Source organism: Nonomuraea sp. NPDC048881 (assembly GCF_040649795.1).
In the GTDB taxonomy this organism is placed as follows: Bacteria; Actinomycetota; Actinomycetes; order Streptosporangiales; family Streptosporangiaceae; genus Nonomuraea.
Genome location: NZ_JBEZGC010000009.1, coordinates 330,702 through 357,486, shown reverse-complemented (window position 1 = coordinate 357,486; position 26,785 = coordinate 330,702). Strand labels below are relative to the sequence as shown.

Annotated in this window: 27 protein-coding genes; 14 read left to right on the top strand and 13 right to left on the bottom strand. The window is 72.3% G+C overall.

The window, feature by feature from the left end; genetic code table 11:
- Positions 1 to 7: 7 nt before the first annotated feature.
- The 3 genes from AB0C33_RS31275 to AB0C33_RS31265 are packed head-to-tail and all read right to left on the bottom strand — an operon-like array spanning position 8 to position 3,080.
- Positions 8 to 925, bottom strand: coding sequence for a carbohydrate ABC transporter permease (locus tag AB0C33_RS31275; protein WP_358294118.1), 918 nt, complete (start codon positions 923 to 925; stop codon positions 8 to 10).
- The gene (locus AB0C33_RS31270) at positions 922 to 1,794 is read right to left on the bottom strand and encodes a sugar ABC transporter permease (protein ID WP_352322927.1); all 873 of its coding nucleotides are present in this window, start codon (positions 1,792 to 1,794) and stop codon (positions 922 to 924) included. Before AB0C33_RS31270 ends, AB0C33_RS31275 begins: the two co-directional genes overlap by 4 nt.
- Positions 1,794 to 3,080: an extracellular solute-binding protein gene (locus AB0C33_RS31265; RefSeq protein ID WP_358294116.1), complete on the bottom strand. Its 1,287-nt coding sequence runs from the start codon at positions 3,078 to 3,080 to the stop codon at positions 1,794 to 1,796. The genes AB0C33_RS31270 and AB0C33_RS31265 overlap by 1 nt, the downstream gene beginning before the upstream one ends.
- A gap of 182 nt (positions 3,081 to 3,262) precedes the next feature.
- Between AB0C33_RS31265 and AB0C33_RS31260 the strand changes: the two genes are divergently transcribed.
- On the top strand, positions 3,263 to 4,045 hold the full coding sequence (locus AB0C33_RS31260) for a DeoR/GlpR family DNA-binding transcription regulator (RefSeq protein ID WP_358294115.1): 783 nt from the start codon (positions 3,263 to 3,265) through the stop codon (positions 4,043 to 4,045).
- A 70-nt stretch (positions 4,046 to 4,115) separates the two neighbouring features.
- Here AB0C33_RS31260 and AB0C33_RS31255 read toward each other — a convergent pair whose 3' ends face one another.
- A complete protein-coding gene (locus AB0C33_RS31255) occupies positions 4,116 to 5,009 on the bottom strand; it encodes an aldo/keto reductase (RefSeq protein ID WP_358294114.1) in 894 nt (297 codons plus the stop codon).
- Positions 5,010 to 5,067: 58 nt separating this feature from the next.
- Between AB0C33_RS31255 and AB0C33_RS31250 the strand changes: the two genes are divergently transcribed.
- Positions 5,068 to 5,460 carry a MerR family transcriptional regulator gene (locus tag AB0C33_RS31250; RefSeq protein WP_358294112.1) on the top strand — a complete coding sequence of 131 codons (393 nt, stop codon included), beginning with the start codon at positions 5,068 to 5,070 and terminating at the stop codon, positions 5,458 to 5,460.
- Positions 5,461 to 5,463: 3 nt separating this feature from the next.
- Here AB0C33_RS31250 and AB0C33_RS31245 read toward each other — a convergent pair whose 3' ends face one another.
- Positions 5,464 to 7,209 (bottom strand): AMP-dependent synthetase/ligase, encoded by a 1,746-nt coding sequence (locus AB0C33_RS31245; protein ID WP_358294110.1) that lies wholly within the window; start codon positions 7,207 to 7,209, stop codon positions 5,464 to 5,466.
- Between the two features lie 128 nt (positions 7,210 to 7,337).
- Here AB0C33_RS31245 and AB0C33_RS31240 point away from each other — a divergent pair, with 128 nt between their 5' ends.
- The 7 genes from AB0C33_RS31240 to AB0C33_RS31210 all read left to right on the top strand — a co-directional run bounded on the left by AB0C33_RS31240 (position 7,338) and on the right by AB0C33_RS31210 (position 13,054).
- Positions 7,338 to 8,105 carry a metallophosphoesterase gene (locus AB0C33_RS31240; protein WP_352322921.1) on the top strand — a complete coding sequence of 256 codons (768 nt, stop codon included), beginning with the start codon at positions 7,338 to 7,340 and terminating at the stop codon, positions 8,103 to 8,105.
- 61 nt (positions 8,106 to 8,166) lie between these two features.
- A complete protein-coding gene (locus tag AB0C33_RS31235; RefSeq protein WP_352353271.1) occupies positions 8,167 to 8,610 on the top strand; it encodes an SRPBCC family protein in 444 nt (147 codons plus the stop codon).
- A complete protein-coding gene (locus AB0C33_RS31230) occupies positions 8,607 to 9,770 on the top strand; it encodes an ArsA family ATPase (RefSeq protein WP_358294108.1) in 1,164 nt (387 codons plus the stop codon). The genes AB0C33_RS31235 and AB0C33_RS31230 overlap by 4 nt, the downstream gene beginning before the upstream one ends.
- Positions 9,771 to 9,809: 39 nt before the next feature.
- A complete protein-coding gene (locus AB0C33_RS31225; RefSeq protein WP_358294107.1) occupies positions 9,810 to 10,217 on the top strand; it encodes a DUF5304 family protein in 408 nt (135 codons plus the stop codon).
- A gap of 13 nt (positions 10,218 to 10,230) precedes the next feature.
- Entirely contained in the window at positions 10,231 to 11,163 is a 933-nt protein-coding gene (locus AB0C33_RS31220) for an ROK family glucokinase (protein ID WP_358294105.1), read from the top strand.
- Positions 11,164 to 11,175: 12 nt separating this feature from the next.
- Positions 11,176 to 11,910 carry an endonuclease/exonuclease/phosphatase family protein gene (locus AB0C33_RS31215; RefSeq protein ID WP_358294103.1) on the top strand — a complete coding sequence of 245 codons (735 nt, stop codon included), beginning with the start codon at positions 11,176 to 11,178 and terminating at the stop codon, positions 11,908 to 11,910.
- Positions 11,911 to 11,947: 37 nt separating this feature from the next.
- Positions 11,948 to 13,054, top strand: coding sequence for a hypothetical protein (locus AB0C33_RS31210; RefSeq protein ID WP_358294101.1), 1,107 nt, complete (start codon positions 11,948 to 11,950; stop codon positions 13,052 to 13,054).
- A 9-nt stretch (positions 13,055 to 13,063) separates the two neighbouring features.
- Here the strand turns inward: AB0C33_RS31210 and AB0C33_RS31205 are convergent, their stop codons facing one another.
- Both AB0C33_RS31205 and AB0C33_RS31200 read right to left on the bottom strand, forming a co-directional pair.
- Positions 13,064 to 13,543, bottom strand: coding sequence for a hypothetical protein (locus AB0C33_RS31205; protein WP_358294099.1), 480 nt, complete (start codon positions 13,541 to 13,543; stop codon positions 13,064 to 13,066).
- Positions 13,544 to 13,589: 46 nt separating this feature from the next.
- Positions 13,590 to 14,348 carry an alpha/beta fold hydrolase gene (locus tag AB0C33_RS31200; RefSeq protein WP_357967798.1) on the bottom strand — a complete coding sequence of 253 codons (759 nt, stop codon included), beginning with the start codon at positions 14,346 to 14,348 and terminating at the stop codon, positions 13,590 to 13,592.
- Positions 14,349 to 14,495: 147 nt separating this feature from the next.
- Between AB0C33_RS31200 and AB0C33_RS31195 the strand changes: the two genes are divergently transcribed.
- Entirely contained in the window at positions 14,496 to 15,203 is a 708-nt protein-coding gene (locus AB0C33_RS31195; protein WP_358294097.1) for a lysophospholipid acyltransferase family protein, read from the top strand.
- 72 nt (positions 15,204 to 15,275) lie between these two features.
- Here the strand turns inward: AB0C33_RS31195 and AB0C33_RS31190 are convergent, their stop codons facing one another.
- Positions 15,276 to 15,731: a MarR family transcriptional regulator gene (locus tag AB0C33_RS31190; protein WP_352353253.1), complete on the bottom strand. Its 456-nt coding sequence runs from the start codon at positions 15,729 to 15,731 to the stop codon at positions 15,276 to 15,278.
- Between the two features lie 81 nt (positions 15,732 to 15,812).
- Here AB0C33_RS31190 and AB0C33_RS31185 point away from each other — a divergent pair, with 81 nt between their 5' ends.
- Complete coding sequence (locus tag AB0C33_RS31185; protein ID WP_358294094.1) at positions 15,813 to 16,241, top strand: DoxX family protein; 429 nt, start codon at positions 15,813 to 15,815, stop codon at positions 16,239 to 16,241.
- Between the two features lie 133 nt (positions 16,242 to 16,374).
- On the opposite strand, the gene mmuM is transcribed toward AB0C33_RS31185, so the two are convergent.
- The 3 genes from mmuM to AB0C33_RS31170 form a co-directional block, all read right to left on the bottom strand.
- Entirely contained in the window at positions 16,375 to 17,241 is an 867-nt protein-coding gene (gene mmuM / locus AB0C33_RS31180; RefSeq protein ID WP_352353249.1) for a homocysteine S-methyltransferase, read from the bottom strand.
- Positions 17,242 to 17,878: 637 nt separating this feature from the next.
- The gene (locus AB0C33_RS31175) at positions 17,879 to 20,404 is read right to left on the bottom strand and encodes a VIT domain-containing protein (RefSeq protein ID WP_358294093.1); all 2,526 of its coding nucleotides are present in this window, start codon (positions 20,402 to 20,404) and stop codon (positions 17,879 to 17,881) included.
- The gene (locus AB0C33_RS31170) at positions 20,401 to 21,141 is read right to left on the bottom strand and encodes a helix-turn-helix domain-containing protein (RefSeq protein WP_358294092.1); all 741 of its coding nucleotides are present in this window, start codon (positions 21,139 to 21,141) and stop codon (positions 20,401 to 20,403) included. Before AB0C33_RS31170 ends, AB0C33_RS31175 begins: the two co-directional genes overlap by 4 nt.
- A 116-nt stretch (positions 21,142 to 21,257) precedes the next feature.
- Between AB0C33_RS31170 and AB0C33_RS31165 the strand changes: the two genes are divergently transcribed.
- Together AB0C33_RS31165 and AB0C33_RS31160 are read left to right on the top strand one after the other, a co-directional pair.
- Complete coding sequence (locus AB0C33_RS31165; protein ID WP_358294091.1) at positions 21,258 to 21,725, top strand: DNA starvation/stationary phase protection protein; 468 nt, start codon at positions 21,258 to 21,260, stop codon at positions 21,723 to 21,725.
- A gap of 250 nt (positions 21,726 to 21,975) precedes the next feature.
- Positions 21,976 to 22,998 (top strand): alkaline phosphatase PhoX, encoded by a 1,023-nt coding sequence (locus AB0C33_RS31160; RefSeq protein ID WP_358294089.1) that lies wholly within the window; start codon positions 21,976 to 21,978, stop codon positions 22,996 to 22,998.
- Positions 22,999 to 23,007: 9 nt separating this feature from the next.
- On the opposite strand, the gene AB0C33_RS31155 is transcribed toward AB0C33_RS31160, so the two are convergent.
- Complete coding sequence (locus AB0C33_RS31155; RefSeq protein WP_358294087.1) at positions 23,008 to 23,601, bottom strand: TetR/AcrR family transcriptional regulator; 594 nt, start codon at positions 23,599 to 23,601, stop codon at positions 23,008 to 23,010.
- 132 nt (positions 23,602 to 23,733) lie between these two features.
- Here AB0C33_RS31155 and AB0C33_RS31150 point away from each other — a divergent pair, with 132 nt between their 5' ends.
- A complete protein-coding gene (locus tag AB0C33_RS31150) occupies positions 23,734 to 25,926 on the top strand; it encodes an MMPL family transporter (RefSeq protein ID WP_358294085.1) in 2,193 nt (730 codons plus the stop codon).
- Here the strand turns inward: AB0C33_RS31150 and AB0C33_RS31145 are convergent.
- The gene (locus AB0C33_RS31145) at positions 25,883 to 26,740 is read right to left on the bottom strand and encodes a helix-turn-helix domain-containing GNAT family N-acetyltransferase (protein ID WP_358294083.1); all 858 of its coding nucleotides are present in this window, start codon (positions 26,738 to 26,740) and stop codon (positions 25,883 to 25,885) included. The genes AB0C33_RS31150 and AB0C33_RS31145 overlap by 44 nt on opposite strands.
- Between the last annotated feature and the right edge of the window lie 45 nt (positions 26,741 to 26,785).

Here is a 26,785-nt window from a genome sequence, read left to right as displayed (position 1 = left end):
CCTGGACCTAGCCCTTGGTCGAGCCCAGGGTGAGCCCGGCGACGAACTGCTTGTGCAGGAGCTGGAAGACGACCAGCGTGGGCAGCGCCACCAGCAGGGACCCGGCCGCCAGCAGGTTGTAGTCGGTGAAGAACTGGCCGCGCAGGTTGTTCAGCGCCGAGGTCACCGGCAGCTTGTCGCCCGAGGACATCAGCACCAGCGCCCACAGGAAGTCGTTGTACATCCAGGTGAACTCCAGGGTGGCCAGCGCCGCCAGCACCGGCCTGCACAGCGGCAGCGTGAGCCGCCAGTAGCGCTTCCACACGCTCGCGCCGTCCACGAGCGCCGCCTCGGTGATCTCCTCCGGGATCGTCCGCATGAAGTTCGCGATGACGAAGACGCAGAAGCCGAACTGGAACGCCACGTGGATGAGGATCAGCCCGAGGTAGGAGTCGTAGAGCGACTGGGAGTCCGACAGCCAGGCGGGCAGCGGCACCAGCGTGTAGAGGGTGTACAGCGGGGTGATGAGCACCTGCGGCGGCATCAGGTTCCCGGCGGTGAACACGATCAGCAGCGCCTTGCGCCCCGGGACGCGCACCCGCGCGACGGCGAACGCGGTGAACGAGGCCAGCAAGAGCGTGACCAGCACCCCGGGGACGACGATGATCAGCGTGTTCAGGTAGTAGCGGGGCAGCTCGGCCCGGCTCCACGCCTCGGCGTAGTAGCCGAGCGTGAGGTGCTCGGGCACCGACAGGTAGCCCAGCCGGGCCGTCTCCGCGTACGGCCGCAGCGAGGCGTAGACCGACAGGGCCAGCGGCAGCACCCAGCCCAGCGCGACCAGCGCGAGGAAGACGTGCAGCAGGACGCGCAGCGGCCGCACGGGCCGGCGCGCGGGCGGCCGCCGGTCCTGGGCCGGGGGAGCGGCGGCGGGCGCGGTGAGCGTCATCGCTCCTCCTTGAACAGCTGCGACAGGTACGTGACGATGAACCCCAGCGAGATCACCAGCAGGATCACGGCGATGGCCGAGCCGAAGCCGATGCGGCCGGCCTCGCCCACGATGTTCTCGGTGACCAGCACCGACAGCAGCTCCAGGCCGTTCCTGCCCTTGTTGACGGCGTAGACGACGTCGAACGCGCGCAGCGCCTCGATCACGGTGATGACCAGCACGATCACGTTGACCGGCCGCAGCGTCGGGAACACCACGCGGAAGAAGGCCTGCGCCTCGGTGGCCCCGTCGATGGCGGCGGCCTCCTTCAGCGCCGGGTCCACGGCCTTGAGCCCGGCCAGGTAGATGATCATGACGTAGCCGACGTGCCGCCAGCCGGCCGCGACCATCACGACCCAGATGTTGATCGACCGGTCGCCCAGCCAGTCCACGGTCAGGCCGGTGACCGCGTTCAGCACGCCGTAGTCGGAGGAGTAGACGAGCTGGGCGATGAAGCCCACCACGGCCAGCGACAACACGACCGGCAGGTAGAGCGCGCTCTGGTAGACCCGCGACCAGCGCAGCCGCCGGTCCAGCAGCACCGCGCAGAACAGCCCGAACGGCGTCGCGACCAGCCCCAGGAAGCCCAGCCACAACACGTTGTTGCGCACCGCCGACCAGAACGGCGGGTAGGCGGTGGCCAGGTCGTGGTAGTTGCGCCCGCCCACCCACTCGATCGGCCCGATGCCGTTCCAGTCGGTGCCGGACAGCGCGACGGAGGCCAGCGCGGGCCCCCAGATGAGGCCCACGTTGACGATGACGGCCATCCCCAGCCCGATGACCAGCACGGTCACGTCCCGGGCGGAGTAGCGACGGGTTTTGACGGTCATCAGCGGAAGATGTTGGCCTTCTGCTTCTCGATGCCCGCCAGCAGCGAGTCGATCTCGTTCGGCGCGCCGACGAACGCCTGCAGGGACGGGATCATCACGGTGGAGGCGAAGTCCGGCCGGGTGTCGCGGTCGAGGAACTGCGCCAGATGGGTGGCCTGGGAGACCAGTTCGGCGCCGCGCTTCTGCAGGGCGCTGTAGCCGCTGGTGTCGGCCTTGGAGCTGGACGCCAGCGTGCCCGGGTCGAGCTTGGTCGCCTCGTTCTGGGACGAGCCCTTGGCCAGGTGCTTGAGCAGGGCCTTGGCGCCGTCCACGTTCCGGGCCTTGGCCGAGATCATGTAGCCGTCGATGGGGGCGTCGATCGAGTCGGTGCCGTGGGCGGGGTCGATCTCGGGGAAGGTGAAGAAGTCGAGGTCGTCGCGGTCGGCCTCGGGGAACTGCTGGGCGACGAACATGCCGAGCAGGATCATGCCGGTCTTCTTCTGCGCGAGCGACTGCCCGGCCTCCTGCCAGGTGCGCCCGAGCGCGGCCGGCTGGTGGTACTCCATCAGCCCCCGCCAGGTGTCGAAGACCTGCCTGACCCGGGGGTCGGTCCACGACTCCTTGCCGGCCATGAGCGAGATGTGGAAGTCGTAGCCGTTCGTGCGCATGTTCAGGATGTCGAACGTGCCCATGGCCGGCCAGCCGTCCTTGTCGGCGAACGCGATCGGGACCAGCCCGTCGGCCTTCATCCTCCTGGCCAGGGCGGTGAACTCGTCCAGGGTCCTCGGGGGCTCGTACCCCTTGGCCCGCCACAGGCTCTTGCGGTAGAAGACGGCCCACGGGTAGTAGGTGAACGGCACGAAGTACTGCTTGCCGTCGGTGCCGGTCGACTGGTCCTTGAACGCCTGCGTGTAGTCGCCGCCGATCTCCCGCCACACGTCCGAGATGTCGGTGGCCAGGCCCTGTTCGGCGAAGAAGCGCATCCGGTAGCCGGCGAACCAGGTGAACACGTCGTCGGGCGTGCCCTTGAGATAGCGGTTGATGTTCTCCTGGAACGTGTTGTGGTCGACCGTGTTGACCTTCGGGACGGCCTGGGTGAAGCCCTTGAGCACGGTCTCCAGGGCCTTCTTGGGCACCTCGTCGGAGGCGTTCGAGCCGATCGTGACCGTGCCCGTCCCGCCGCCGGACGACCTGCCCGGCCCGGTGGCGGGGCTGCCGGACCCGCACCCGACGAGGACGGCGGGCACGCCGAACGCGGCGGCTCCGAGGAGTAGACGGCGGCGGGAGATCGGCATGTGTCGGTCCATGGTGGTTCCTCCTTGCCGGACCCTTCAGATTCCCCCGAGTTCGCTCACACCCATTCATCGAAAGACGAAGCCCTACCGCTGTCAACGCACTGTTTCATGACGTTTTCGACGCATTCACCGGGTCGGTGTCATGTCATGATGCGGACGGGATGTGTCGGAACCTGTTGGGATCTGGTGATGCGATGCTCGCCCCGCAGCGTCAGCAGGCGATCCTGGACCTCGTCCGGCAGAACGGCGGCGTCAGGGTCGTGGACCTGGTGCGCACGTTCGGCGTCTCCGACATCACGATCCGGCGCGACCTGGAGCTGCTGGCCGAGCGCGGCCTGCTGGCCAAGGTGCACGGCGGCGCGACCACCATCGGCTCCACGAACGAGCCCGGCTTCGCCGCCAAGTCCGTGCAGCAGGAGGCGGAGAAGCAGGCCATCGCCGGGCACGCCGCCGCGCTCGTCCGCCCCGGCACGGCCGTGGCCCTGTCGGCCGGCACCACGACCTGGACGCTCGCCCACCACCTGGGCCAGGTCCCCGGCCTGACCGTCGTGACGAACTCCGTCCGCGTCGCCGACGTCTTCCAGCACGCCGGCCGTCCCGACCAGACGGTCGTGCTCACCGGCGGCGTGCGCACCCCGTCCGACGCCCTGGTCGGCCCGGTCGCGGTCGCCGCGATCCGCCGGCTCAACGTGGACCTGCTCTTCCTGGGCGTGCACGGCATGACCGCGAGGACGGGCTTCACCACCCCGAACATGATGGAGGCCGAGACCGACCGCGCGCTGGTCGAGGCGGCCTCCCGGCTCGTCGTGCTGGCCGACCACACCAAGTGGGGGACCGTCGGCATCAGCACGATCGCCGAACTCGGCGAGGCCGACGTGGTCGTCTCCGACACCGGCCTGCCGGAGCCGGCCAGGCAGGCGCTGTCGGAGCGGGCGGGCCGGCTCGTCCTGGCCGAGGTGAGGCCCGTCCCGAGATGAGGCCCGTCCCGAGATGAGGTCCGTCGCCGGCTGCGGGGTCGCGCCGCGCCCCCGCTTCCGGACGGCGGCCTCAAGCGACCGCCGCCGACAGCCGGTCGTACTGCTCGTCGGAGAGCTCGACCGACAGCGCCGCCACGTTCTCCTCCAGGTGCCCGATCGAGGAGGTGCCCGGGATCGGGATCACCGTGGGGGAACGGCGCAGCAGCCAGGCCAGCGACGCCTGGGCCGGGGTGACGCCGATCTCGGCCGCCACCGCCGCCAGCGGCGTGCCGGGCCCGGCGTGGGAGCCCGCCGCGATCGGGAAGAACGGCAGGAACGCGATGCCGTGCGCGGCGGCGTGGTCCACGACGTCCTCGTGCTGCCGGGTGGCCAGGTTGTACATGTTCTGCACGGCCGCGATCGGCGTGATCTCCGCCGCCTGGCGCAGCTCCTCGGCGCTCACCTCCGACAGGCCGATGTGCCGGACCTTGCCCTCGTCCCTGAGCTGCGTGAGCGCGCCGATCTGGTCGGCGAGCGGGTAGGCCGGGTCCAGGCGGTGCAGCTGGAGCAGGTCGATGCGCTCCACCCGCAGCCGGCGCAGGCTCAGCTCGGCCTGCTGGCGCAGATAGGCCGGATGGCCGAGCGGCACCCACTCGGCGGGCGAGGGCCGCAGCACGCCGATCTTGGTGGCCACCGCCACGCCGTCCCCGTACGGGTGCAGCGCCTCGGCGATCAGCTCCTCGTTGGCGCCCAGCGCGTAGGAGTCGGCGGTGTCGAAGAGGTTCACGCCCAGCTCGGCCGCCCGGCGCAACACGGCCACGGCGCCCGCCCGGTCCGCCGGCGCGTCCCAGATGGGCGCCTCCATCGCCGAGCGCGCGGGGTCGGGGGCGTCGGCCAGCCGCATCGAGCCGTAGCCGATCCGGCGCACCTCCAGGTCTCCGCCAATGGTGAACGTCTGTACGGTTTCGCGAGGAATTTCTCTCATGGACGTCACGCTAGAAGCTCACATCGATGTGAGATGCAAGCGGTGTGAGGAGCATCACGTGAAGATCGGCGCGCTCTCCGCGGAGACCGGGGTCAGCCCCCGGCTGCTGCGCTACTACGAGGAGCAGGGGCTGCTGACCTCGTACCGGGCCGACGGCGGCCACCGGCGCTACGGAACGGACGCGCCCGTCGTGGTCCGGCGCATCCGCACGCTGCTCGCCGCGGGACTGCCGACCAAAGTGATCAGGGACGTGCTCCCGTGCGCCTCCGGCTCCGGCGAGGTGCTGGACGCGTGCACCCTCGATGCCCTCCGCGGCCGGCTCACCGGCCTGGACGAGCAGCTGGCCGAGCTCCAGGCCACCCGCCACGCCCTGGCCGCGATCCTGACCGCGACCGAGCGGGCCGGCGACCCGGCCGACGAGCCGGCCGGTGAGCTGGTGGGGGCCGCCTGACGGCTAGTGGCCGTAGAGCTCGTCGATCTCCTTGGCGTAGTCGCGCATCACCAGGTTGCGCTTGACCTTCAGCGTGGGCGTCAGGTGGCCGCTCTCCTCGGTGAGGTCGGTGTCGAGGATCGTGAACTTCTTGATCTGCTCGGCCTTCGACACCGTGCCGTTGGCCCGGTCGACGGCCTCCTGCACCTGCGCCAGGATCGCCGGGTCGGTGCGCAGCTCGGCCGCGCTGCGGCCGGCGGGCGTCGCCTCGGGGTCGAGCGTGACCAGCGCGGCCACGAACGGACGGCCCTCGCCGACGATCATCGCCTGGGACACCAGCGGGTGGGCGCGCAGCGCGTCCTCCAGCGGGCCGGGGGCGACGTTCTTGCCCGCGGCCGTCACCAGGATCTCCTTCTTGCGGCCGGTGATGCGCAGGTAGCCGTCGGCGTCGAGCTCGCCGACGTCGCCCGTGTGGTACCAGCCGTCGGCGTCGACCGCCTCGGCGGTGGCGGCGTCGTTCTTCCAGTAGCCGTGGAAGACGTTGCGGCCCTTGGCCAGGATCTCGCCGTCGTCGCCGATGCGGACCGAGACGCCGGGCAGCGGCTTGCCGACCGTGCCGATCTTGTTCCCGCCCGGCATGTTGACCGAGATGGGGGCGGAGGTCTCGGTCAGGCCGTAGCCCTCGAAGACCTCGATGCCGACGCCCCGGAAGAAGTGGCCGAGCCGGTCGCCGAGCGCCGAGCCGCCGGAGACGGCGGCCGACAGCCGGCCGCCGGTGGCCGCCCGCAGCTTGGCGTAGACCAGCCGGTCGAACAGCAGGTGACGCAGCCGCAGGCCGAGCGGCGCGCCGCCGGACGCCTCCGCCTTGCTCCAGGCCACCGCCACGTCGACGGCGCGGGCGAAGATCTTGCCCTTGCCGCCCGCGGCGGCCTTCTGCTCGGCGCCGTTGTAGACCTTCTCGAACACGCGCGGCACGCCCAGCAGGAACGTCGGCTTGAAGTCCTGGAGGTCGGGGGCGACGTTCTTCATGTTCGGGGTGTGCGCCATGATCGCGCCGGCCTCGACCAGCACCACCTGGATCATCCGCGCGAAGATGTGCGCGAGCGGCAGGAACAGCAGCGCCGCCGGGGCGTTCGAGCTGAACAGCCGGTCGAGCGGCCCGCGCAGCACGTTGAGCGCGGTGAACAGCAGGTTGTCGTGGGTGATCCGGCAGCCCTTGGGACGGCCGGTGGTGCCCGAGGTGTAGACGATCGTGGCCAGGTCGGCGGCGACGACCTTCTTCCTGCGCTCCTCCACGGCCGAGCCGGGCACGCCCTCCGCGTCGAGCCGCCCCTCGACCCGCCAGACGGCCTTCAGCTCGGGCGCGGCCTCGCGGACGGTCTCCTCGTGCGCGTCGAGCTCGACGAAGGCCGCCTTGGCCTCGCTGTCGGCCAGGATCCACCGGACCTGCTCCACCGACGAGGTCTCGTAGATGGGGACGGTGACCGCGCCGACGGACCAGAGGGCGTAGTCGACCAGCGTCCACTCGTAACGCGTGCGCGACATCAGCGCGACCCGGTCGCCGTGCTCGATCCCGGCCGCGATGAGCCCCCTGGCCACCTCGACCACCTGGTCGCGGAACTCGCCCGCGGTCACGACGGGCCAGCCGTCGTCGGTCTTGCGGCGCATGATCACGGTGCCGGGCTCCCGCTCGGCCCGGTCGAAGACCGTGTCCGGCAGGCTCGCTGAGGCAGGCACATCGACCAGGACGGGGACGCTGTACTCGCGCACGAACTTTCAACTCCTCTACGGGGACCGCCTGGACGTTACCGCCTTAAGTTACGCGCCGGTAGCATCGTCATGGGAGCGTTATGAAGGGCGTTCATCACGCTAGCAGCCGTCCCACCTAGGATTTCCCCATGAGGGTCCACGTGGTGAGTGACGTGCACGGCAGGGCCGACGCGCTGGCCCGCGCGGGCGAGGGCGCCGACGCGCTGGTGTGCCTGGGCGACCTGATCCTCTTCATCGACTACGACGACCACGCCAACGGCATCTTCGCCGACCTGTTCGGCGCGGAGCGGGCCGCCGAGTTCATCGCCCTGCGCACGGCCAAGCGCTTCGACGAGGCCAGGGCCATGTCGGCGCGGCTGTGGGCCACCCTCGACGGCGACCCGCGCGAGCACATCGAGCGCAACGTGCGCGCCCAGTACGCCACCCTCTTCGCCGCCATGCCCACCCCCGCCTACCTCACCTACGGCAACGTGGACATTCCCCGCCTGTGGCCCGACTACCTCAAACCGGGTCATCAGGTGCTCGACGGCGAGGTGGTCGAGATCGGCGGCCTGCGCTTCGGCTTCGTCGGCGGCGGTCTCAAGACCCCCTACCGCACCCCGTACGAGATCGGCGACGAGGAGTACGCCGCCAAGGTCGAGGCGATCGGCGAGGTCGACGTGCTGTGCTGCCACATCCCGCCCGCCCTGCCCGAGCTGCTCTACGACGTCGTGGCCAGGCGCTTCGAGCGCGGCAGCGAGGCCACGCTGGCGGCCATCCGGCGCACCCAGCCGCGTTACGCCCTGTTCGGCCACGTCCACCAGCCCCTCCACCGCCGCGCCCGCGTCGGCCGCACCGAGTGCGTGAACGTCGGCCACTTCCGCGGAAGAGGTGAGCCGTTCGTCCTGGAATGGTGAGCCGGGCGGCCCGTGACCGGCGCTCCGCCGCAACGGGCGGATTCTGCATTACGGTGGTCGCATGGCTGATCGCACCACTTCGAGCACCACCATCGGCGCCGGCCGCGCAGAGGTCATGGCGGTCATCGCCGACTTCCCCGCCTATCCCGAATGGGCCGGATCGATCAAGCGCGCCGAGGTCGTCAGTACGGGCGCCGACGGGCGGCCTGAGCAGGTGCGGTTCGTCCTCGACGCGGGCGTGATCAACGACACCTACACCCTGGCCTACACCTGGGACGGCGACGACAACGTGCGCTGGCAGGTGGTCGAGCCGGGCAAGATGGTCGGCGACCTGCGCGGAAGTTACCAGCTCGCCGAGACGGGCAGTGGCACCGACGTGACGTACGAGCTCACCGTCGACCTCACGGTGCCCATGATCGGGATGATCAAGCGCAAGGCCGAGAAGGTGATCGTGGACACCGCGCTCAAGGGGCTGAAGAAGCGCGTCGAGGGCCGTACCCGGTGAGCCCCCGGGTCCTGCTCTTCACCGGCAAGGGCGGCGTGGGCAAGACCACCGCCGCCGCCGCGACCGCCACGCTGGCCGCCGAACGCGGGCTCAAGACACTGATCGTCTCCACCGACACCGCCCACTCGCTGGCCGACGCGCTCGCCGTCGAGCCCGGCGAGATCGCGCCGGGCCTCCACCTGCACCAGGTCGACACGCAGAAGACCCTGGAGCGCCACTGGGGCGACCTGCAGCACTACGCCAGGGGCGTGCTCACCGAGCTCGGCCTCGACGAGATCACCTCCGAGGAGATCACCGTGCTGCCCGGCGCCGAGGAGGTCATCGCCCTGCTCGAACTGCGCGAGCACGCCCGCCACGGCGCCTGGGACGTCATCGTCATCGACTGCGCCCCCACCGCCGAGACGCTGCGGCTGCTGGCCCTGCCCGAGGCGCTCGACTGGCACGTCACCAGGCTCATGCCGGTCGGCCGCAAGCTGGTCAAGGTCGTCTCGCCGTTCATGCGCAGCGTGGCCCGGGTCAGCGCGCCGGGCGACGACGTCATGAACGCCGCCGAGCGGTTCCACCGCGGGCTGATGGAGGTGCGCGAGCTGCTCACCGGCGACAGCGCGTCCGTGCGGCTGGTGCTCACCCCCGAGGCCGTGGTGCTCGCCGAGGCCAGGCGCACCCTCACCTCGCTCAACCTGTACGGCTACCGCGTCGACGCCGTCATCGCCAACCGCGTCTTCCCGGCCGGCGGCGCCGACGAGTGGCGGGCCAACTGGGTGAGCGCCCAGGCCAGGCTGCTGGCCGAGGCCGAGGAGTCGTTCGCGCCGCTGCCCGTCCACACCGTCCCGTACCTGCCCGCCGAGCCGGTCGGCCGGCGCGCGCTGGCCGAGGTGGGCGCCTCCGTCTACGGGGACACCGACCCGTTCGCGGCGCCCGCCGTCGAGCCGCCGCTGCGGCTGAGCGCCGACGAGCTGACGCTCGCCCTCCCAGGAGCCGACCACGACGACGTCGACCTGGCCCGCAAGGGCGACGAGCTCATCATCACCGCCGGCCCGTACCGCAGGATCCTGGCGCTGCCCGCGGCGCTGGCCCGCAGGAAGATCGGCTCCGCCGTGCTCCGCGACGGCGCGCTGAGAATACGGTTCAGTGTGGGGAGCGAATCCGGCTCCGAATGAGTTGAGCAGGATGAGCGAACCATACGCAGGGAGGGCCAGATGACCGAGAACAACGACAGAGATCCCAGCAGGGACCCCATCGGCACCGTGGCCGACGAGGCGCGCAAGCTGTTCGAGACGATCCAGGGGCGCGCCACGCGCCAGGTCGGCAGGACCGTCTACAACTCCTTCACGGGCGGCGGCGCCCGCAAGGAGCGGGACGTGTGGAGCGAGGCGGTGTCCGAGCCCCACGACGAGTACATCTGCCGCGCCTGCCCGGTGTGCCGGGCGATCGCGGCGCAGCGGGAGTCGGGCTCCGACGTGACCGGCCACCTGGTGGCCGCGGGCGGCGAGCTGTTCGCCGCGGTGCGCGGGGCGTTCGACGCGCTGAGCAGGCCCGCCCCCCGCGGGCCGCGCGACACCCGTGACCGCGATCGCGGCGACGTGGAACACATAGATCTGGGATAGGGAGACACGCGGCATGCTCACGATCGGTGTCGACATCGGCGGTACCAAGGTCGCCGCGGGCGTGGTCGACGACAACGGCGAGATCGTCGAACACACGCTCAGGCCGACCGCGGCCGACCGGCCCGACGTGGTCGCCGACACGGTCGCGGACGTCGTCCGCGAGCTGTCGCAGGGCAGGGACGTCGAGGCGGTCGGCGTCGGCGCGGCCGGGTTCGTCGACGAGACCCGCTCGATCGTGCGCTTCGCCCCCAACCTCGCCTGGCGCGAGGAGCCGCTGCAGAAGAAGATCGGCGACCTGGTCGGCCTGCCCGTCGTGATCGAGAACGACGCCAACGCCATGGCCTGGGGAGAGACCAGGTTCGGCGCCGGGCGCGGCCAGTCCCACGTGGTCTGCCTGACGCTCGGCACCGGCATCGGCGGCGGCATCGTCATCGACGGCGCCCTCTACCGCGGCCGCTGGGGCATGGGCGCCGAGCTCGGTCACATGCAGGTCGTGCCCGACGGACGGGTGTGCGGCTGCGGCAACATCGGCTGCTGGGAGCAGTACGCCAGCGGCCAGGCCCTGGTCAAGGAGGCCAGGGAGATCGCCGCCCGGCAGCCCGACCGCGCCGAGATCCTGCTCGGCCTGGCCGGCGGCCGGATCGAGGGCGAAGAGGTGACCGAGGCCGCCCGGCTGGGCGACAAGGCCTCGCTGGCCGCCTTCCGCAGCCTGGCCGACTGGCTCGGGCAGGGCATGGCCGACCTGGCCGCCGTGCTCGACCCCGGCTGCTTCATCGTCGGCGGCGGCGTCTCCCGGGCCGCCGACCTGTTCCTCGACGAGGCCCGCGAGGTGTTCGCCAGGCAGCTCACCGGCCACGGCCACCGGCCGCTCGCCGAGATCCGGCTGGCCGAGCTGGGCGCGTCCGCGGGGGTGGTCGGGGCCGCCGACCTGGCCAGGCGGCGCTAGCGCGTGCCGGCCGTGGTTCCCTCGTCCGGCACGCGGGGCATGCGCGACGGCGTGCTGGTCAGGGTCGCCTCGTACAACGTGCGCAGCATGCGCGACGACGTGCCCGCGCTGCGCCGGGTGCTCGCCGCCATGCGGGCCGACCTGGTGTGCGTCCAGGAGGCGCCGAGGTTCGCCCGGTGGCGGGCCAGGCGCCGCGCCCTGGCCGAGGCCGGCGGCCTGCGCGTGGCCACGCCGGGACGCGCCGGCGGCGTGTGCGTGCTGGCCGGGCCGCGGGCCCGGGTGCTGGAGGCGCGGCTGCACCGGCTCAAGGCGTTCCCCGGCCTGGAACGCCGGGTGCTGGCCGTCGCCGTCGTCGAGATCGGCGGCGCGCGGCTGGCCGTCGGCTCGCTCCACCTCGACCTGCACCTCGCCGCCCGGCTGCGGCACGCGGGCGAGGCCATGTCCCTCATGGAACGGGCGGCCGCCGCGCACGACGCCGCCGTCGTCGTCGGCGCCGACGTCAACGAGCGGGGGCACCAGCCGGCCTGGCGTTTCCTGGCCGCCCGGCTGTCCGACTGCCACGCCGTCGCGCCCGCGGGCGCCGGGCTGACCTTCCCCGCCGCGCGGCCCGCCGAGCGCATCGACGCGGTGTTCGCCGCGCGCGAGGCACGGGTCCTGTCCTGCGGGGGAGTGGCGGCCGGGAACGCCGATCTGGCCGGGGCCAGCGACCATCTGCCGGTGCTCGCCGAGTTGCAGGTTGGACTCTGACGGGCGAGCCGCCCGGGCCAGCCCGTAGCATTTGTTCATGACCCGTCGCTCTCAGCGGCGTGCGCTCTCCGTCCTTCTGGCGACGTCCGTGGCCTTGCCGCAGGTCACGCCCGCCGCGCATGCCGAGCCCCGCCCCGCCGCCGAGGCGTGGCAGAAGTCGACGAGCGCGCGCCTCGACGCGGACGGCTCGCTCTCCGACGTGCTCGCCGTCTCGCCGGGCGACGTGTGGGCGGTCGGCCAGCAGGAGATCTGGGACGTCTGGAAGAACCGCGGCACGATCCGCCACTGGAACGGCACCTCCTGGAACGAGGTGGCCGTGCGCGACGCCACCGCCGCGGGCAACCTGCGCGGCCTGGCCGCCGCCGGGGCCTCCGACGTGTGGGCGGTCGGCGACGGCCACGACGGCCTGCCCTACCTGGCCCACGGCGACGTCACCGGCTTCGACCGGGTCCGGCCGCAGGGGCTGCACGCCGGCGACTGGCTGGGCGGCATCGACGCCAAGCCGGGCCGGGTGGTCGCGGTCGGCAGCCGGGAGAAGTCCGGGCTCATCCTCAGCGGCCAGGGCAACACCTGGACCGTCCAGCAGACCAAGGAGAAGGGCGCGCTCTACGCGGTCGCCTCGGGCTTCGCCGTCGGCGACACCGGCGGCGCGCCGCTGATCATGCACTACACGTCGGGGGCCTGGAAGTCGATGTCCGTGCCCGCCGTCCCCGGCGGCTACCTGCGGGACATCCAGGTCGACAGCTCCAAGCGGGCGGTGGCCGTCGGCGGGGTCTACCACGGCCCCGGCGAGATCTCGCCGCTCGTGCTCACCTGGAACGGCAAGCGCTGGCAGCGCCTGGCGATCCCGGCCACCGGCGCCCGCCTCTACGGCGTCACCGGCGACGGCAAGGGCCGCTACTGGATGACCGGCTACGACCCGGAGCAGGCGGCCCAGCCGTTCGTGATGCGCTGCGAGAAGGACGCCTGCCAGATCATCCGCGGCGCCGCGGAGAAGGGCCGCAGCAGCGTACGCCTCCAGGCGGTGGCCTACCTGGCCGGCAAGGGGGCGCTGTGGGCGGTCGGCCACGCCGTCGACGCGGCCGACCGCTACACCGACGTCGTGGAGTCCTTCGCCCCCCGCACCACCACGGCCAAGTCGTAACGGGCCGGGCTACAGGACGGCGCCGTCGTCCCAGCCGGAGTCGTTGGGCGGGCCGTCGCCCATGCGCACGACCAGCGCCACGAACCCGCCGATGAACGCCGCCACCGCGGTGAACAGCGCCCACCCCTCCATCTGCCAGCTGGCCATCGCCGCCACCAGCAGATAGGCGGGCCCGCCGAACAGCGCCACCCAGGCGAGCTTGGTGGGCAGGTCGAGCTTGGGCAGCGGCGGCGGGGGAGGCGGCTCGAAGTGCCCCTCGTCCTCGTCGTCGTCGCGGGCGGGTTCGTCGCGGTCGTCGAGGTCGTCGCGGTCGGGCGCGTCCTGGTCGAGTTCGGGCTCCTCGGACGGTTTGACCACCCTGCGGGTGGGCTCGGCGGGCACGTTCTCGCTGTCCGGCCATGGCTGGTCGGCCGAGTCGCGCTCGGCTGTGTCGTTGAAGGACGCGACGATCTGCCGCCAGACCTCGTCCTCGTCACTCTGGGGCGTCACCTAGATGGGCCTCTCCGCAGCGATCGCGACTTCCCCCTGGGTGCGATCAGTCCCTCTGCAAGGGTACCGAGGCATGTGTCCGGATGAAGTCGAGGCTACCGGCAAAGATCCTGTCGGCATCGTTGTCAAGCGTCGCAACATGGTAGCTGTCCGTGAGCTCCTCGATCGTGGCCTGCGGGACCTTCTGGCGAATGATCGCCACACTCGTCGGTTTCACCACGTGGTCGTCGCGGCTGTGGAAGACCAGCAGCGGCTGGGTGACCTTCGCCAGGTCGGCCTGCACCAGCGACCACAGCCCCGGCAGCGACGCGGCCGCCTTGACGGGCGTGCGGGCGTAGGCCAGCTCGGTCACGCCGGGCTTCTTGACGTCGTTGGCGACGCCGGGCACCGACGGCAGGAACCACTTCAGCAGCGGCGCCAGCCTCAGCAGCGGCACGTCACTGGCGATGGACGGGTTGACCACCACCACGCCCCTGACGGCGTCCCCGTGCACCTCGGCCAGCCGCAGCGCCAGGCAGCCGCCCAGCGACAGGCCCGCCACGAACAGCTCCGAGCAGCGCCCCTGGAGGTCGGCGAACGCCTTCTCCACCTCGGCGTACCAGTCTTCCCAGCGGGTGCGGTTCATCTCCTGCCACGTGGTGCCGTGCCCCGGCTGGCGGGGCAGCGAGACGCTGACCCCATGGCCCGCCAGGTACTCGGCCCAGGGCCGCAGCGACTGCGGCGTGCCGGTGAACCCATGGCACAGCAGCACTCCGACCTGACCCGCTCGGTGGTGGTAGGGCTCCGCGCCTGGCATGAGCGGCATAACAGCTCCTTGACGCAATTTCATCCCGGAACTGCCCGATCGTCGCACGTTCAGGGGTGATTGTGCGAGAGCTGGTGTAGTTGCATCTCGCCAGGGATGGGAAGATGACTCTGCTCAATCACGATGTCCTGGGGAAGAGGTGGCCGGGTGTTCTACTGGGTGGTCAAGGCCATCTTGAAGCCGATCCTCATGCTCTTCCGCCCGTGGACGGAGGGCGGGGACAACGTACCCAAGCAGGGGCCCGCGATCCTGGCCGGAAACCACCTCTCCTTCGCCGACCACTTCTTCGGCCCGCTGCAGATCCGCCGCAAGGTGATCTCGCTCGGCAAGGCCGACTACTTCACCGGCACCGGCATCAAGGGCTTCTTCACCCGGCTGTTCTTCAGCGGCGTCGGCACCGTGCCGATCGACCGCTCCGGCGGCAAGGCCAGCGAGGCCGCGCTCCGCACCGGCCTGCGCATCCTGCGCGAGGGCGACGTCCTCGGCATCTACCCCGAGGGCACCCGCTCGCCCGACGGCCGCCTCTACAAGGGCAAGACCGGTGTGGCCCGGCTGGCGCTGGAGTCGCGGGTGCCGGTCATCCCGTGGGCGATGGTCAACACGTACGAGATGATGCCGCCCGGGCGGCTGTTCCCCAAGCTCGGCATCCGGCCGGGCGTCCGGTTCGGCAAGCCGCTCGACTTCTCCCGCTACTACGGCATGGAGGACGACCGGCTGGTCCTGCGCGCGGTCACCGACGAGATCATGTACGCGCTGATGGAGCTGTCCGGCCAGGAGTACGTCGACAAGTACGCCGCCAGCGCCCGGGTCGAGATGGAACGCGCCCGCCGCGCCGCCGCCAAGACCGGTTCCTGAGGGCCTTTCCGTTTTCGCGGTCAGCTCCTGAGGGCCTGTCCGTTTTCCGGCCGGTTCCTGGCGCTCTCGCGGTCAGCTTCTGAGAGCCTGTTCGCTTTTCGTCATCGCGCTGGTCAGTGAGGTCAGCTCCGCGCGGGTGAGCCGGTCGATCAGGTAGTCCCGCACGACCTCGACGTGCCCGGGAGCGACGCGTTCCAGGCAGCGCTCGCCCGCCTCCGTGAGCACCGCCAGCACACCGCGGTCGTCGGACGGGCACGTGGCGCGCTCCACCAGCCCCGCCTTCTCCAACTGCGTGATCTGGTACGTCAGCGCGCTCTTCGACACCACCACGCCCCGGGCCAGCTCGGTCATGCGCATCCGGCGCTCGGGGGCGGCCGACAACCGCACCAGGATCTCGTACTGCGGGTGCGTCAGCCCGGCCGCGGCCTTGAGCTGCTCCTCGATGCGCCGTTCGAGCAGGTGGGAGGCCGACAGGAAGGCGCGCCAGGCGGCCATCTCCGTCTCGTCGAGCCAGCGGGTGTCCGTCACGTCCCAAGTGTACTTGTTGTTCAGATTTGAACTACCGGTAGAGTGGTTGTTCAAATCTGAACGACTCCCTTTGGAGGGTCCATGATCGACCAGGCGCGTCCCATCGCCCTGCTGCTGGCCAGGATCGCCATCGGCGTGATCTTCCTGGTGCACGGCTACCAGAAGTTCGCCGACATGGGCATCGCGGGCACCACGAAGTTCTTCGAGTCCGCGGGCATCCCCCTGGCCGGGGTGGCCGCGCCGGCCGTGGCGGTGCTGGAGGTGGCCGGCGGCATCGCGCTGATCCTCGGCGCCGCGCTGCCGATCGCGGGCACGCTGCTGGCCCTCGACATGATCGGGGCGATCGTGTTCGTCCACGGCTCCAGCGGCTTCGGGGCCGGTGAAGGGGGCTACGAGTTCGTCCTCGCGCTGGCGGCGGCGAGCCTGGCGGTGGGATTCACCGGCGGCGGCGCCCTGGCGCTCGACACCCTCCTCGGCCGACGCCGCACCACGGCTCCGGCCGCCGCCTAGCGACCCGCCCGTTCCGGCCGCTCAGGACCCCCGCGCGCCCACGCGTGGGGGTCCTGCTGCCTTGCTGTCGTCCGTACGGCGCGGGGGCGTCGGGTGTGCCGGTGACGTCTCGCTGGGGCCTGGGCCTGGGGCGTCAGGTCAGGTGGGCGCGGATCTGCCTGATGTGCTCGGGGGTCGTGCGGCAGCAGCCGCCGATCAGCGACGCCCCGGCGCGCTCCCACTCCTTGGCGGCCAGCCCGTACTCCACCGGGTCGGACAGGCCCAGCCACCGGCGCTGCTCGGCGTCCCACGTCTCGCCCGAGTTCGGGTAGACCACGACGGGCAGTCCGCCGGACAGGCGGGCGACCAGCCCGGGGATGTGCCGCGGCGCCGTGCAGTTGACGCCGACCGCCACCACCTGCGGGTTTCCGGAGAACAGCGCGGCGGCCCGGTCGATCGGGGTGCCGTCGTTGATGCGCTCGGCGTCGCGGCAGGAGAAGCTCACCCACGCCTTGACCCCCGGCGTGGAGGCCAGCAGCCCGGCCAGCGCCCGCGCCTCGGCGTAGGACGGGATGGTCTCGCAGGCCAGCAGGTCGGCGCCGGCGGCGGCCAGGATCTCCCAGCGCGGACGGTGCCAGGCCAGCAGGCCGTCTTCGTCGAGGTCGTAGTCGCCGGTGTACTCGGCGCCGTTGGCCAGATAGGCGCCGTAGGGGCCGACCGAGGCCGCCACCAGGCCGCGACCGGCCTCGTCGCGGGCCTGCCCGGCCAGCTCGACAGACAACCTGATCAGCCGCTCGGCCTCGGACCGGTCGAGCCCGCGCCGCTGGAAGCCGGGGATGGTGGCCTGGTAGCTCGCCGTGGTCGCCACGTCGGCGCCCGCCGCGTAGTAGTCGGCGTGCACCCGCCTGATCAGCTCGGGCTGCTCCAGCAGCAGGCGCGCCGACCAGAGCTCGTCGCGCAGATCCGCGCCGAGCGACTCCAGATGCGTGGACAGGCCGCCGTCCAGGACGAGTGTGCTCACCCGTCCAGAATAGGAGGCCGCGGGGGATGGTGGCACATGGGAATGGCACGCCTTTTCCCGGGGACGCCTGAATATCGCGGCGGAGATATCGCCGGGCGTGGAATTCATAATGGGTCGCGGGGGCATTCGCGCGCCGGTACGCGGGTGTGCCGGGTCGTTCGCGACAGCGGGGCCCGTCATGGCGTGCCATCGTTCCCTGGACGCCCGTCACGGCCCATTACGCCGGGCTCGTAGATGATTAGGCAGCGAAATCAGGAAAGAATCCAGAATCCCCGCCTTTGGTGGCAACGGCGGTTCTGGAAACGGCGCTACCACCAAGTCCGGTGCGGCACGATTGGACCTGTCAGTGGCCGATCAGCCATTCGCCCCAAGTGTCCGTGAACACGAGCCTCCGCCGATCATCGCCCAGCCGCCCCCACCCCACCAGCCCGCCGCCCGGCCCCCGGCTACTGTCCGATGCCGCACAGCCGCGCCGCCGTGCTGCCCGCAGGTGGGTCGTCGGGCTGCCAGGCAGCTGGGCGCGCGTGCGGTGGGGCGGGTGCGGCCGCGCTGCGGCGCGTCCCCGCGTCGGGCCGCTCCCCGGTGGAGGTGGCGGCGCTGCGGGGTGGTGCAGCGCCGCCGGGGTGTCAGGTGGGCGTCAGCCTCGTGTCCAGAAGGGACGGTGGCGCTTGCCGGGCTCGGGGTCGCCTGGAGCGAGCGGGCCGTCCTTGGGCAGCGGGTCGCCTGGGGCGAACGGGCCGTCCTCGGGAAGAGGGTCGCCCGGCGCGATGGGGTCGTCCGGGAGGGTGGGGTCGGTCGGGGCGTGGTCGGCGGGGGTGCCGGTGAGGGTGGCCAGCGCTTCGACGGCGTGGTCGTGCAGGGCGCGCAGGTCCGTGCCGGGACGTTCGGCCGCCTCCAGGTCGCGGGCCAGCGTCGCCAGCGCCTCGTTCCCGCCCAGGTACGCCGCCAGCGCCGCCAGACGCGAGCCCAGGTCGGCCAGGTACAGCGCGTCCGGTACGCGCATCGCCCTGAGCCGGTCCAGTTCGGCCTTCAGCTGCGGCCTGACCGACTCCAGCCGGTGCGCCGGGCGCGGCGACGACGGAGGCGCGAACTTGGGTGAAGCTCCATGCCCAGGGCCGCCACCGGAGCCGGGTGCGGACGGCGCAGGACCGGCAGGGCCGCCCGTGAGGGGCGGGGCCGGGAAGGGGGCGTCGGCCGGGGAGGGGCCGCCGAGCGAACCCGGCGCGCCGAAGCCCTGGTCGAGGCTCCGGTCGAAGCCCTGGTCGAAGGACGACGGGGCCGGCGGCATCATCCGGGCGGCACTCGCGGGACGCGCCATCGTCATCGCCTGCGCCACGAACCCCCCGCCCATGGACGGGTTCGGCGGCAGCTCCCACCCGCTGGGCGGCTCGACCGGCTGGATCACCCGGTGCTCGGGCGCGCCCTCCGCGACCTGCCTCGTGTCGATCGCCACGTACGCCGTGAACCTGCACAGAACGCCGTTCTCCAGCGAGACCTCGACGATCCGCGACTCCAGGCCGTGCTCGCCCATGGCGTACCGGTCCTCCAGCTCGCGCAGGTGGGCGCGGGCCCAGACGGCGCGGAGGGCGGAACTGTCGGTGGTCACCCCCGTGACCCGCTCCTCCCACGGCCCCTCGGCCGACGTGCCGCGCACGGTGACGGCCTCGGCGCCCTCGCGGCACCGTCCGTACACCCGGAGCGGGACCCCGGGGAAGATCGAGCCGAGGTGGGTCACGGTGCCGGGCTCGGTCTCCAGCCCCTTCAGGGACAGGTCCGTCACCAGCGGCGCGCCGATCCTGCGGTGGATCTGCTCCATCGCCGCGTCGAGCCGGTCCTCGGACTCGACCAGCTCGCACCGGCCGGCGCCCAGCCCGGCGAGCCGGCCGAGGAAGCCGGCGTTCACCGCCCGGTCGATGCCGACCGTGTGCACCCGCATCGCCGACAGCGCGCCGCCGGTCTGCTCCAGAATCTGGTCCTCGTTGCCCACCTGGCCGTCGGTGACCAGCACCACCACCCGCTCCCTGTCGCCGGGCGCGCCGAGGAGGGCGATGGCGCGGCGCAGCGGTTCGAGCAGCTCGGTGCCGCCGCGCGCGTCGACCCGCGCCAGGTGCTCGACCGCGCGGTACCGGTTGCGGTCGGACGCCTCCACCAGCCCCTCGAACGCCGCCTCGACCACCGAGTCGAACGTCAGCACGTCGAAGCGGTCGTGCGCGGTCAGCGTGTCGACGATGCGCGCCGCCGCCCGCCGCGCCGCGACCATCTTCCAGCCGCCCATGCTGCCCGAACGGTCGAGCACCAGCACCACGTCCCGCGGCGCGCGGGCGGCCTGGAGGGCGGGCGGGACGACGGTGAGCGCGAACGTCCCCCGCCCGTCGAACTGCAGGGACGTGGACGCCTCGAACGACAGCCGCAGGATGAAGTCACGGTCGAGGCGCTCGCCCGGACGCAGGCGCACGGTGTGGCCGTCCTCCTCGACCACGTGCAGGCTGGAGGCCACCTCCCGCAGGTCCAGCCCGGCGGCGTCGACGCGGGCGGTGAGCGAGAGGCGCACGGGGCTGGGGAAGCCGGGCAGCAGCACCGGCGGCGTGATCCTCGACGCGTCGGGGACGGCGTCGGTGTCCGGCGCCACGCCGGAGCCCGCCGGGTCGCCGTCGAGCGGGGTGCCCGGGACGTACCGCGGGGCCACGACGAGCGGGAACCGGAAGGTCGCCGCGCCGTCCTCGTAGGGGAGGGGCTGGCTCATGGTCAGCCTGATCGAGACGCGTTCGCCGGGCAGGATGTTGCCCACCCTGATGGTGAAGACGTCGGGCCGGTCCTCCTCGGCGATGGCCGCCCGCCTGCCCTCGCGCAGCGCCTGGTCGTAGTCGGCCCTGGCCTGGCCGCGCTCCTTCAGCACGCCCTCCACGACCCGGTCGTCGGCCTCCATCCTGAAGGCCGTCACGGCCGCCCGGTCGGGCAGCGGGAAGACGTAGGTCGCCTCCAGCGTGACGTCGAACGGGTTGCGGAACCCCTGCTCGACCTCCACCCCGGCGACGAGCCCGGCGATGTCGGCGTGCACGTCCACGCTGTCCAGCGGCAGGTTGCCGCGCTCGGTCAGCAGCGCGCCGAACCCGGCCTCCGGCACCGGCAGGCACCGTGCGGGCTCCAGCGAAGTGATCTTCACAGCAGTCTCCTCTCTACGAGCACCGCGAGCAGCGGCCCAGCCGCCGCCAGCACCGCCTGAACGTCGTCCTCGGACGGAGGCCGCCCCCCGTCCCACACAATGCGCACCCCGTCCGCGAGCACGACCCCCGCGGCCGGCTCGCCCCCGGCATGCCCCGCTCCGGCGTCGGCGGGGCGTTCGCTCCCGGTGGGGGCGCGGCGGGCCGGCCGCTCGGCCCAGAACCTCTCACGCCCCGGCTCGCCGCCGCCCGCGGCCCGCCCGCCCGGCGGGCGTCCCGCCGCACGCGCCTGGCCGTCGAAGGCCCCGTTCGCCTCGCCGCCGGACGTCACGTTCGTCGTCGTGGCGATGACGGACGCGGGCCCCGCCGAGCGCGGGCTGTCCGGCGGAGAACCGGGGACCGCCCGCCCGTCGCCCACGGACGGCACGTCGGCGAGCCCGGCGGCCGCCGCCAGCGTGGCGTTCGTCGCGCCGGCCAGCGCCGTCTGGATCTCGGCGATCGAGTGCCCCGCCGCCTGCATGCGCTTGACCGCCACCAGTTGCAGCAGGTGCCGCCGGCCGTAGCGGGCGATCCTGCCGCGCCGGGTCAGGGGCGGGTCCACGAGGCCGATGGTGGTGTACCACCTGATCAGGCGTTCCCCGGGCACGTCGCGGACCCGGCCGTTGACCGGCTGGGCGCCCGCGCGCAGCGCCCGCGCCGCGTGCTCGGCCAGCTCGCCGATGGTCCAGGTGTCGCTCATACCTCCACAATGACACTGTCACTATTACACTGTCAACGATGGAAAGATCGGAAGAATCCAGCCCTGGCTGGCGTTCTAAATAGGCATAAGCATCACTGAAGGGGAGGAAATACGACATGGCTACGATCACCGGTCCGCTCTCGGGTGAAGCCAAGAACACTGTCGCCGAAGCCCTGCAGGACGCCCTGGTCGATCTGATCGATCTGTCGCTGATCGCCAAGCAGGCGCACTGGAACCTTGTCGGCGCCCATTTCCGCCCGATTCACCTCCAGCTCGACGAGCTGACCGACCTGGCCCGTGCCCACATGGACACCATCGCCGAGCGGGCGGTCGCCCTCGGCGTGAACCCCGACGGGCGCTCGGCGACCGTCGCCAAGTCCACCCGGCTCCAGCAGCCCGAGCGCGGCTGGCTGGAGGACGGCAAGGTGGTGGCGACGATCACCGACATCCTCGACGGCATCAGCAAGCGCATGTACGAGCGCATCCGCGCCACCGACGAGGCCGACCCGGTCAGCCAGGACCTGCTCATCGCCGTGACGCAGGACATCGACAAGCAGCACTGGATGTTCCAGGCCCAGCGCTGACCGCGCGCGGCCGCCGGCCGCACCATCCGAAAAGCCCGGGCACGCCCACAGTGCCCGGGCTTTCGCGTGTCCGCCCCCAAGGTGGGCGATCTTCCGTCCGGTGGGTACGGACTGTCACGCATCGTCCAGGGGCCGACGGCGATCTCACGCCACGACGGAGCGCGGGGTTTGCGCAGAGTTTGATGTCACGAGTCCTTGCCATTCATGTCGGTGCGGTCGACTAGCGTGGCACCTAGAGGGAGGCCCCACGATGTCCCACAAGACTCTCCTCCGCACGGGCCCGCTCTTGCAGGGCGGCATCAGCCCGTACGGGCCGCTCACGCCGGCGTCCGCCGACGGGCTCGCGCTCCCGCCGGGCTTCACCGGCCGGGTGGTGGCCCGGTCGGGCGACAAGGTGGCCGGGCTCACCTGGCACGCCGCGCCCGACGGCGGCGCCTGCTTCCCCGACGGCGCAGGCTGGATCTACGTCTCCAACTCCGAGCTGCCCCTGCTCGGCGGCGCCTCCGCGCTGCGCTTCCACGCCGACGGCACGGTCGCCGACGCCTACCGCATCCTGTCCGGCACCGACCTCAACTGCGCGGGCGGCGCCACGCCGTGGCACACCTGGCTGTCGTGCGAGCTCGGCGACCGCGGCCGCGTCTTCGAGTGCGACCCCTACGGCGCCCGCGCCGCCCGCCCCCGCCTGGCCATGGGCCGCTTCCGGCACGAGGCCGCCGCCTGCGACCCCGAGCGGCGCGTCGTCTACATGACCGAGGACGAGCACGACGGCTGCTTCTACCGCTTCCGTCCCGGCGACTGGGGCGACCTGACGGAGGGCACGCTGGAGGTGCTGTGCGCGTCGGGCGGGTGGCGGCCGGTGCCGTCCCCGGCCGCGCTGCTCACCGCGGCCCGCCACCAGGTCGAGGACGCCCGCCACTTCGACGGCGGCGACGGCTGCCACTACGCGGGCGGCGTCTGCTACTTCACCACCAAGGGCGACACCGGCCTGTGGGCCTACGACGCCCACACCTCCACGCTCGACCGGCTGTGCGAGGGCGTGCGCGCGATCACCGCCGCCCCCTCGGGCGACCTCTACGTGGCCAGGGAGACGACGGAGATCGACGTCATCGCGCCCGACCGGGCCGTCACGCCGTTCCTGCGGCTCACCGGGCACGAGGGGGCCGAGCTCACGGGGCTGGCGTTCTCGCCGAGAGGCGACCGGCTCTACTTCTCGGCCAGGCGCGGCCGCACCGAGGGCCACACCTTCGAGGTCCGCGGCGCCTTCCGCCCCTGACCGCGGGGCTCAGGTCAGGTAGCGGACCAGCATGAGCTTGAGCTCGGCCACGAGCTCCGCGCCGCGCTCGGGCGTCGCCGGCCCCAGCATGGGCAGCACCGCCTTCACCATGGCCAGCGCCATCGTCGCGTTGAGCAGCGCCCGCTCCTGCGGCAGCTCGGGCGAACGCCGTCGCAGCAGCGCCGCGATCCGCTCCGCCAGCGAGGCGTGCATGCGCTGGGAGGCCGCCGCGAGCCGGTCGCCGGTGGCCGACCCGTACAGCAGCGACCAGTACGCCGGTGAGTCGGCCTTGAACGCCACGCTCTCGTCCACGAGCTGCCCCACCAGTGCCTCCAGCGGGACGTCCGGGGTGATCGCCGCCAGCCGGGCCGCCCAGAACTCGTCCCGGTCGTCGGTGTAGCGGGACACCAGGCCGTCCAGGATCTCCTCCTTGTTCCGGAAGAACTGGTACAGCGACCCGGGGGAGAGCCCCGCCCGCGCGGCGACCTGGTTCGTCGTCATGTCCGGGTAGCCGATCTCGGCGATCACCGACTCCGCGGCGTCGAGGATCTCGGCCATCCGCTTCAGGCCGCGCGCCTGCCTGCGGACCGTGCGTTCAGGCATGGGCCACCTCGTTGACAAATACGAGCATTTACTTGTATTTCTGGGTTCGACAGCGAAACACGAGTAGTTTACCGAGTTTTCCGGAGATCCCATGCGAACCTGCCCATCAGGCCCGGCGCGGGCGGTGCCCGCGTGGCCGTGAACGTCGCCACCCGGGGCCCGCGCGCCGCCGCCGAGCCGCCGCTGCGCAGGCTGGGCCACCTCCTCGTCCGCCGCCGCCGGCTCGTGCTGGCCCTGTCCGCGCTCCTGCTCGTCGTCGCGGGTGTCCTGGCCGCCGGTACGGTCTCCCGCCTCTCCCTGGCCCGCTTCGAGGCGCCGGGCTCGGAGTCCGACCGGGCCCAGGCCGAGCTCGTCCGCCGGTTCGGCACCGGCAGCCCCGACCTGGTCTTCCTGGTCACCCCCAGGTCGGGCACCGTCGACGACCCCGCGGCCGAGGCGGCGGGCCGCGCCCTCACCGACCGGATCGGCCGCTCGGACGGCGTCGCGGAGGCCTCCTCGTACTGGACCAGGGGCAGGCCCGCCACCCTGCGCAGCCGGGACGGCCGGCACGCGCTGATCGTGGTGCGCGCCCCCGGCGACGCCGACCACGTGCGGGCGTGGGTGCTGCCCGCGCTGGTGCCGCGGATCGTCGGCGAGCAGGGCCCGCTCCAGGTGCGGGCCGGCGGAGGGGAGGAGGTGTTCCGCGAGACCGTGCCGCTGGCCAGGCAGGACTTCGTCCGGGCCGAGCTGGTCATCTTCCCGGTGGCGTTCGTGCTGCTCTGGCTCTACCAGCGGCGCGTGCTGGCCGCCCTGGCGCCGATCCTGGCGGGGGTGCTGGCCATGGTGGTCGGCCTGGCGCTGCTGCGCGGCGTCCTGGTGTTCGCGGAGGTCTCCACCTTCGCCCTCAACCTCACCCTCGCCATGGGCCTCGGGCTCGGCATCGACTACTGCCTGTTCGTCGTCCAGCGTTTCCGCGAGGAGGTGAGCGCCGGACGCGACCGCGCGGCGGCCGTCGCCGGAGCCGTCGAGCACGCCGGGCGGACCGTGCTGTTCAGCGGCCTCACGGTGGCCGCCTCACTGGCCGTGCTGTTCGCGCTGCCCTTCGACTTCCTGCGCTCCTTCGCTTTCGCGGGCATCGCGGTCGTGGCCGGCGGCCTGTTCGCGGCGGTGATCGTGCTGCCCGCGGTGCTGGCCTCGGCCGGCGGCGCGATGTCGCCCAGGCCGGGGAGTTCCGGGCGCGGCGGAACCGAGGTCCGGGGAGCCGGGTTCTGGCACGGCCTGGCCGTCCGGGTCATGCGCCGGCCGGTGGTGTTCGGCGGTCTGGCGGCGGCGCTGCTGCTGGTGCTCGCCTCGCCGTTCCTCGGCCTGCGCTTCGGCACGGCCGACGACCGCATCCTGCCGCCGGAGGCGTCCTCGCGGCAGACCCAGGAGGTCATCCGGCAGACCTTCCCGGCGGAGGAGACCGACGCCATCCAGATCGTCTCGACGGGTGCGGCGCGGGCCGCCGACGTCTCGGCGTACGCGATGCGGCTCTCGCGGGTTCCCGGGGTCGCCCAGGTCGACTCCGCCGCAGGCGCCCACGCGGCCGGGCGGCGGGTCGGCGACGGCGACCCGGCCCGCTTCCGCGGACAGGGCGCGTGGTTGTCGGTGGTGCCCTCCGCCGAGGCGCTGGCCGGTGATCCCGTCCGGCTGGTGGAGTCCGTACGGGCCGTGCCGCCGCCCTTCGAGGTCCTGGTCGGCGGCTATCCCGCCGAGCTGGCCGACTACCGCGCCTCGGTCGTCGACCGCCTGCCGCTGGTGCTGACGCTCATGCTGGGCGTCACGTTCGCCGTGCTGTTCCTGATGACCGGCAGCCTGGTGCTCCCGCTCAAGGCGACCTTGCTGAACGTCCTCAGCCTCGGCGTCATGTTCGGCGCCGTCGTCTGGATCTTCCAGGAGGGCCACCTGTCGGGCCTGCTCGGCTTCACCCCGACCGGCACGCTCGACCCGAGCATCCCGATCCTCATGCTCTGCGTCGCCTACGGCCTGTCGATGGACTACGAGGTCTTCCTGCTGTCCAGGATCAAGGAGGAGTACGACGGGACGGGCGACACCGGGCAGGCCGTCGCCACCGGCATGCAGCGCGGCGCGCCCCTGATCACCGCGGCGGGCGGCATCCTGGCGCTCACGTTCGCCGCCTACGCCACCGCGCGTGTGGCGTTCGTGCAGATGCTCGGGGTCGGCATGGCCGTCGCGGTGCTGGCGGACGCCACCGTGATCAGGGCGGTGCTGGTGCCGAGCCTGATGCGCCTGGCCGGGCCGCTCAACTGGTGGCCGCGAGGTCGAGCGACCACATCTCCTCGGTGACCTCGGCGCCGTTCTCCACGCCCCGCTCGGCCGACTCCAGCTCGAAGCCGGCCGTCTGGTAGATGCGCCGCGCGCTCACCAGGCAGTCGCGCGTCCACAGCGTGACCCGCCGGTAGCCCCGGTCCCTGGCGTGGCGCAGGCACTCGGCCACCAGGCGCCGCCCGATCCCGAGGCCGCGCGCCGACGGCTCGACCAGCAACATGCGCAGCTTGGCCGTCGTGTCGTCCTGGTGCACGCAGAACACGCACCCGGCGCGCTCGCCGTCGACCTCGGCGATCCAGCCGGCGTCGCGGGCGGGGTCGTAGGCACCCACGATCCTGGCCACGAGCTGCTCGAACTCGGTGCCCCAGCCGTACTCCTCGCTGTAGAGGGCGCCGTGCCGGTAGACGACCCAGCCCAGGTCGCCCGTCCGCGGGGGCCTGATCACGTACGAGCGGGCGGCCGGCTCGCCGAGCAGCCGCCGGATCGTCGCCATGCTGCCGACCAGCAGCGCCCGGTCGGCCTCGGGCAGGCCGTCGAGCAGCCGTTCGATCTCCTCGGCCGAACGGCGGTCGAGCCCGGCGAAGGTGGCCGCGCCCGTCTCGGTCAGCCGGACGAGCTGCTTGCGGGCGTCGGCGGCCGACCGCTCGCGGGCGACCAGCCCGTCGCCCTCGAAACGGGCCAGGATCCGGCTCAGGTAGCCCGCGTCGAGGTCGAGCAGGCCGCGCAGCTCGCCGGTCTCCATGCTCTCGGCGTGCGCGAGCTCGAACAGCACCCTGACTTCCGTCAGCGAGTAGGGCGAGTCGAGCATGCCTGCCTGGAGGACGCCGATCACTTTCGTATAGAACCGGTTGAAGGCTCTGATCTCAGAAACCCTTGC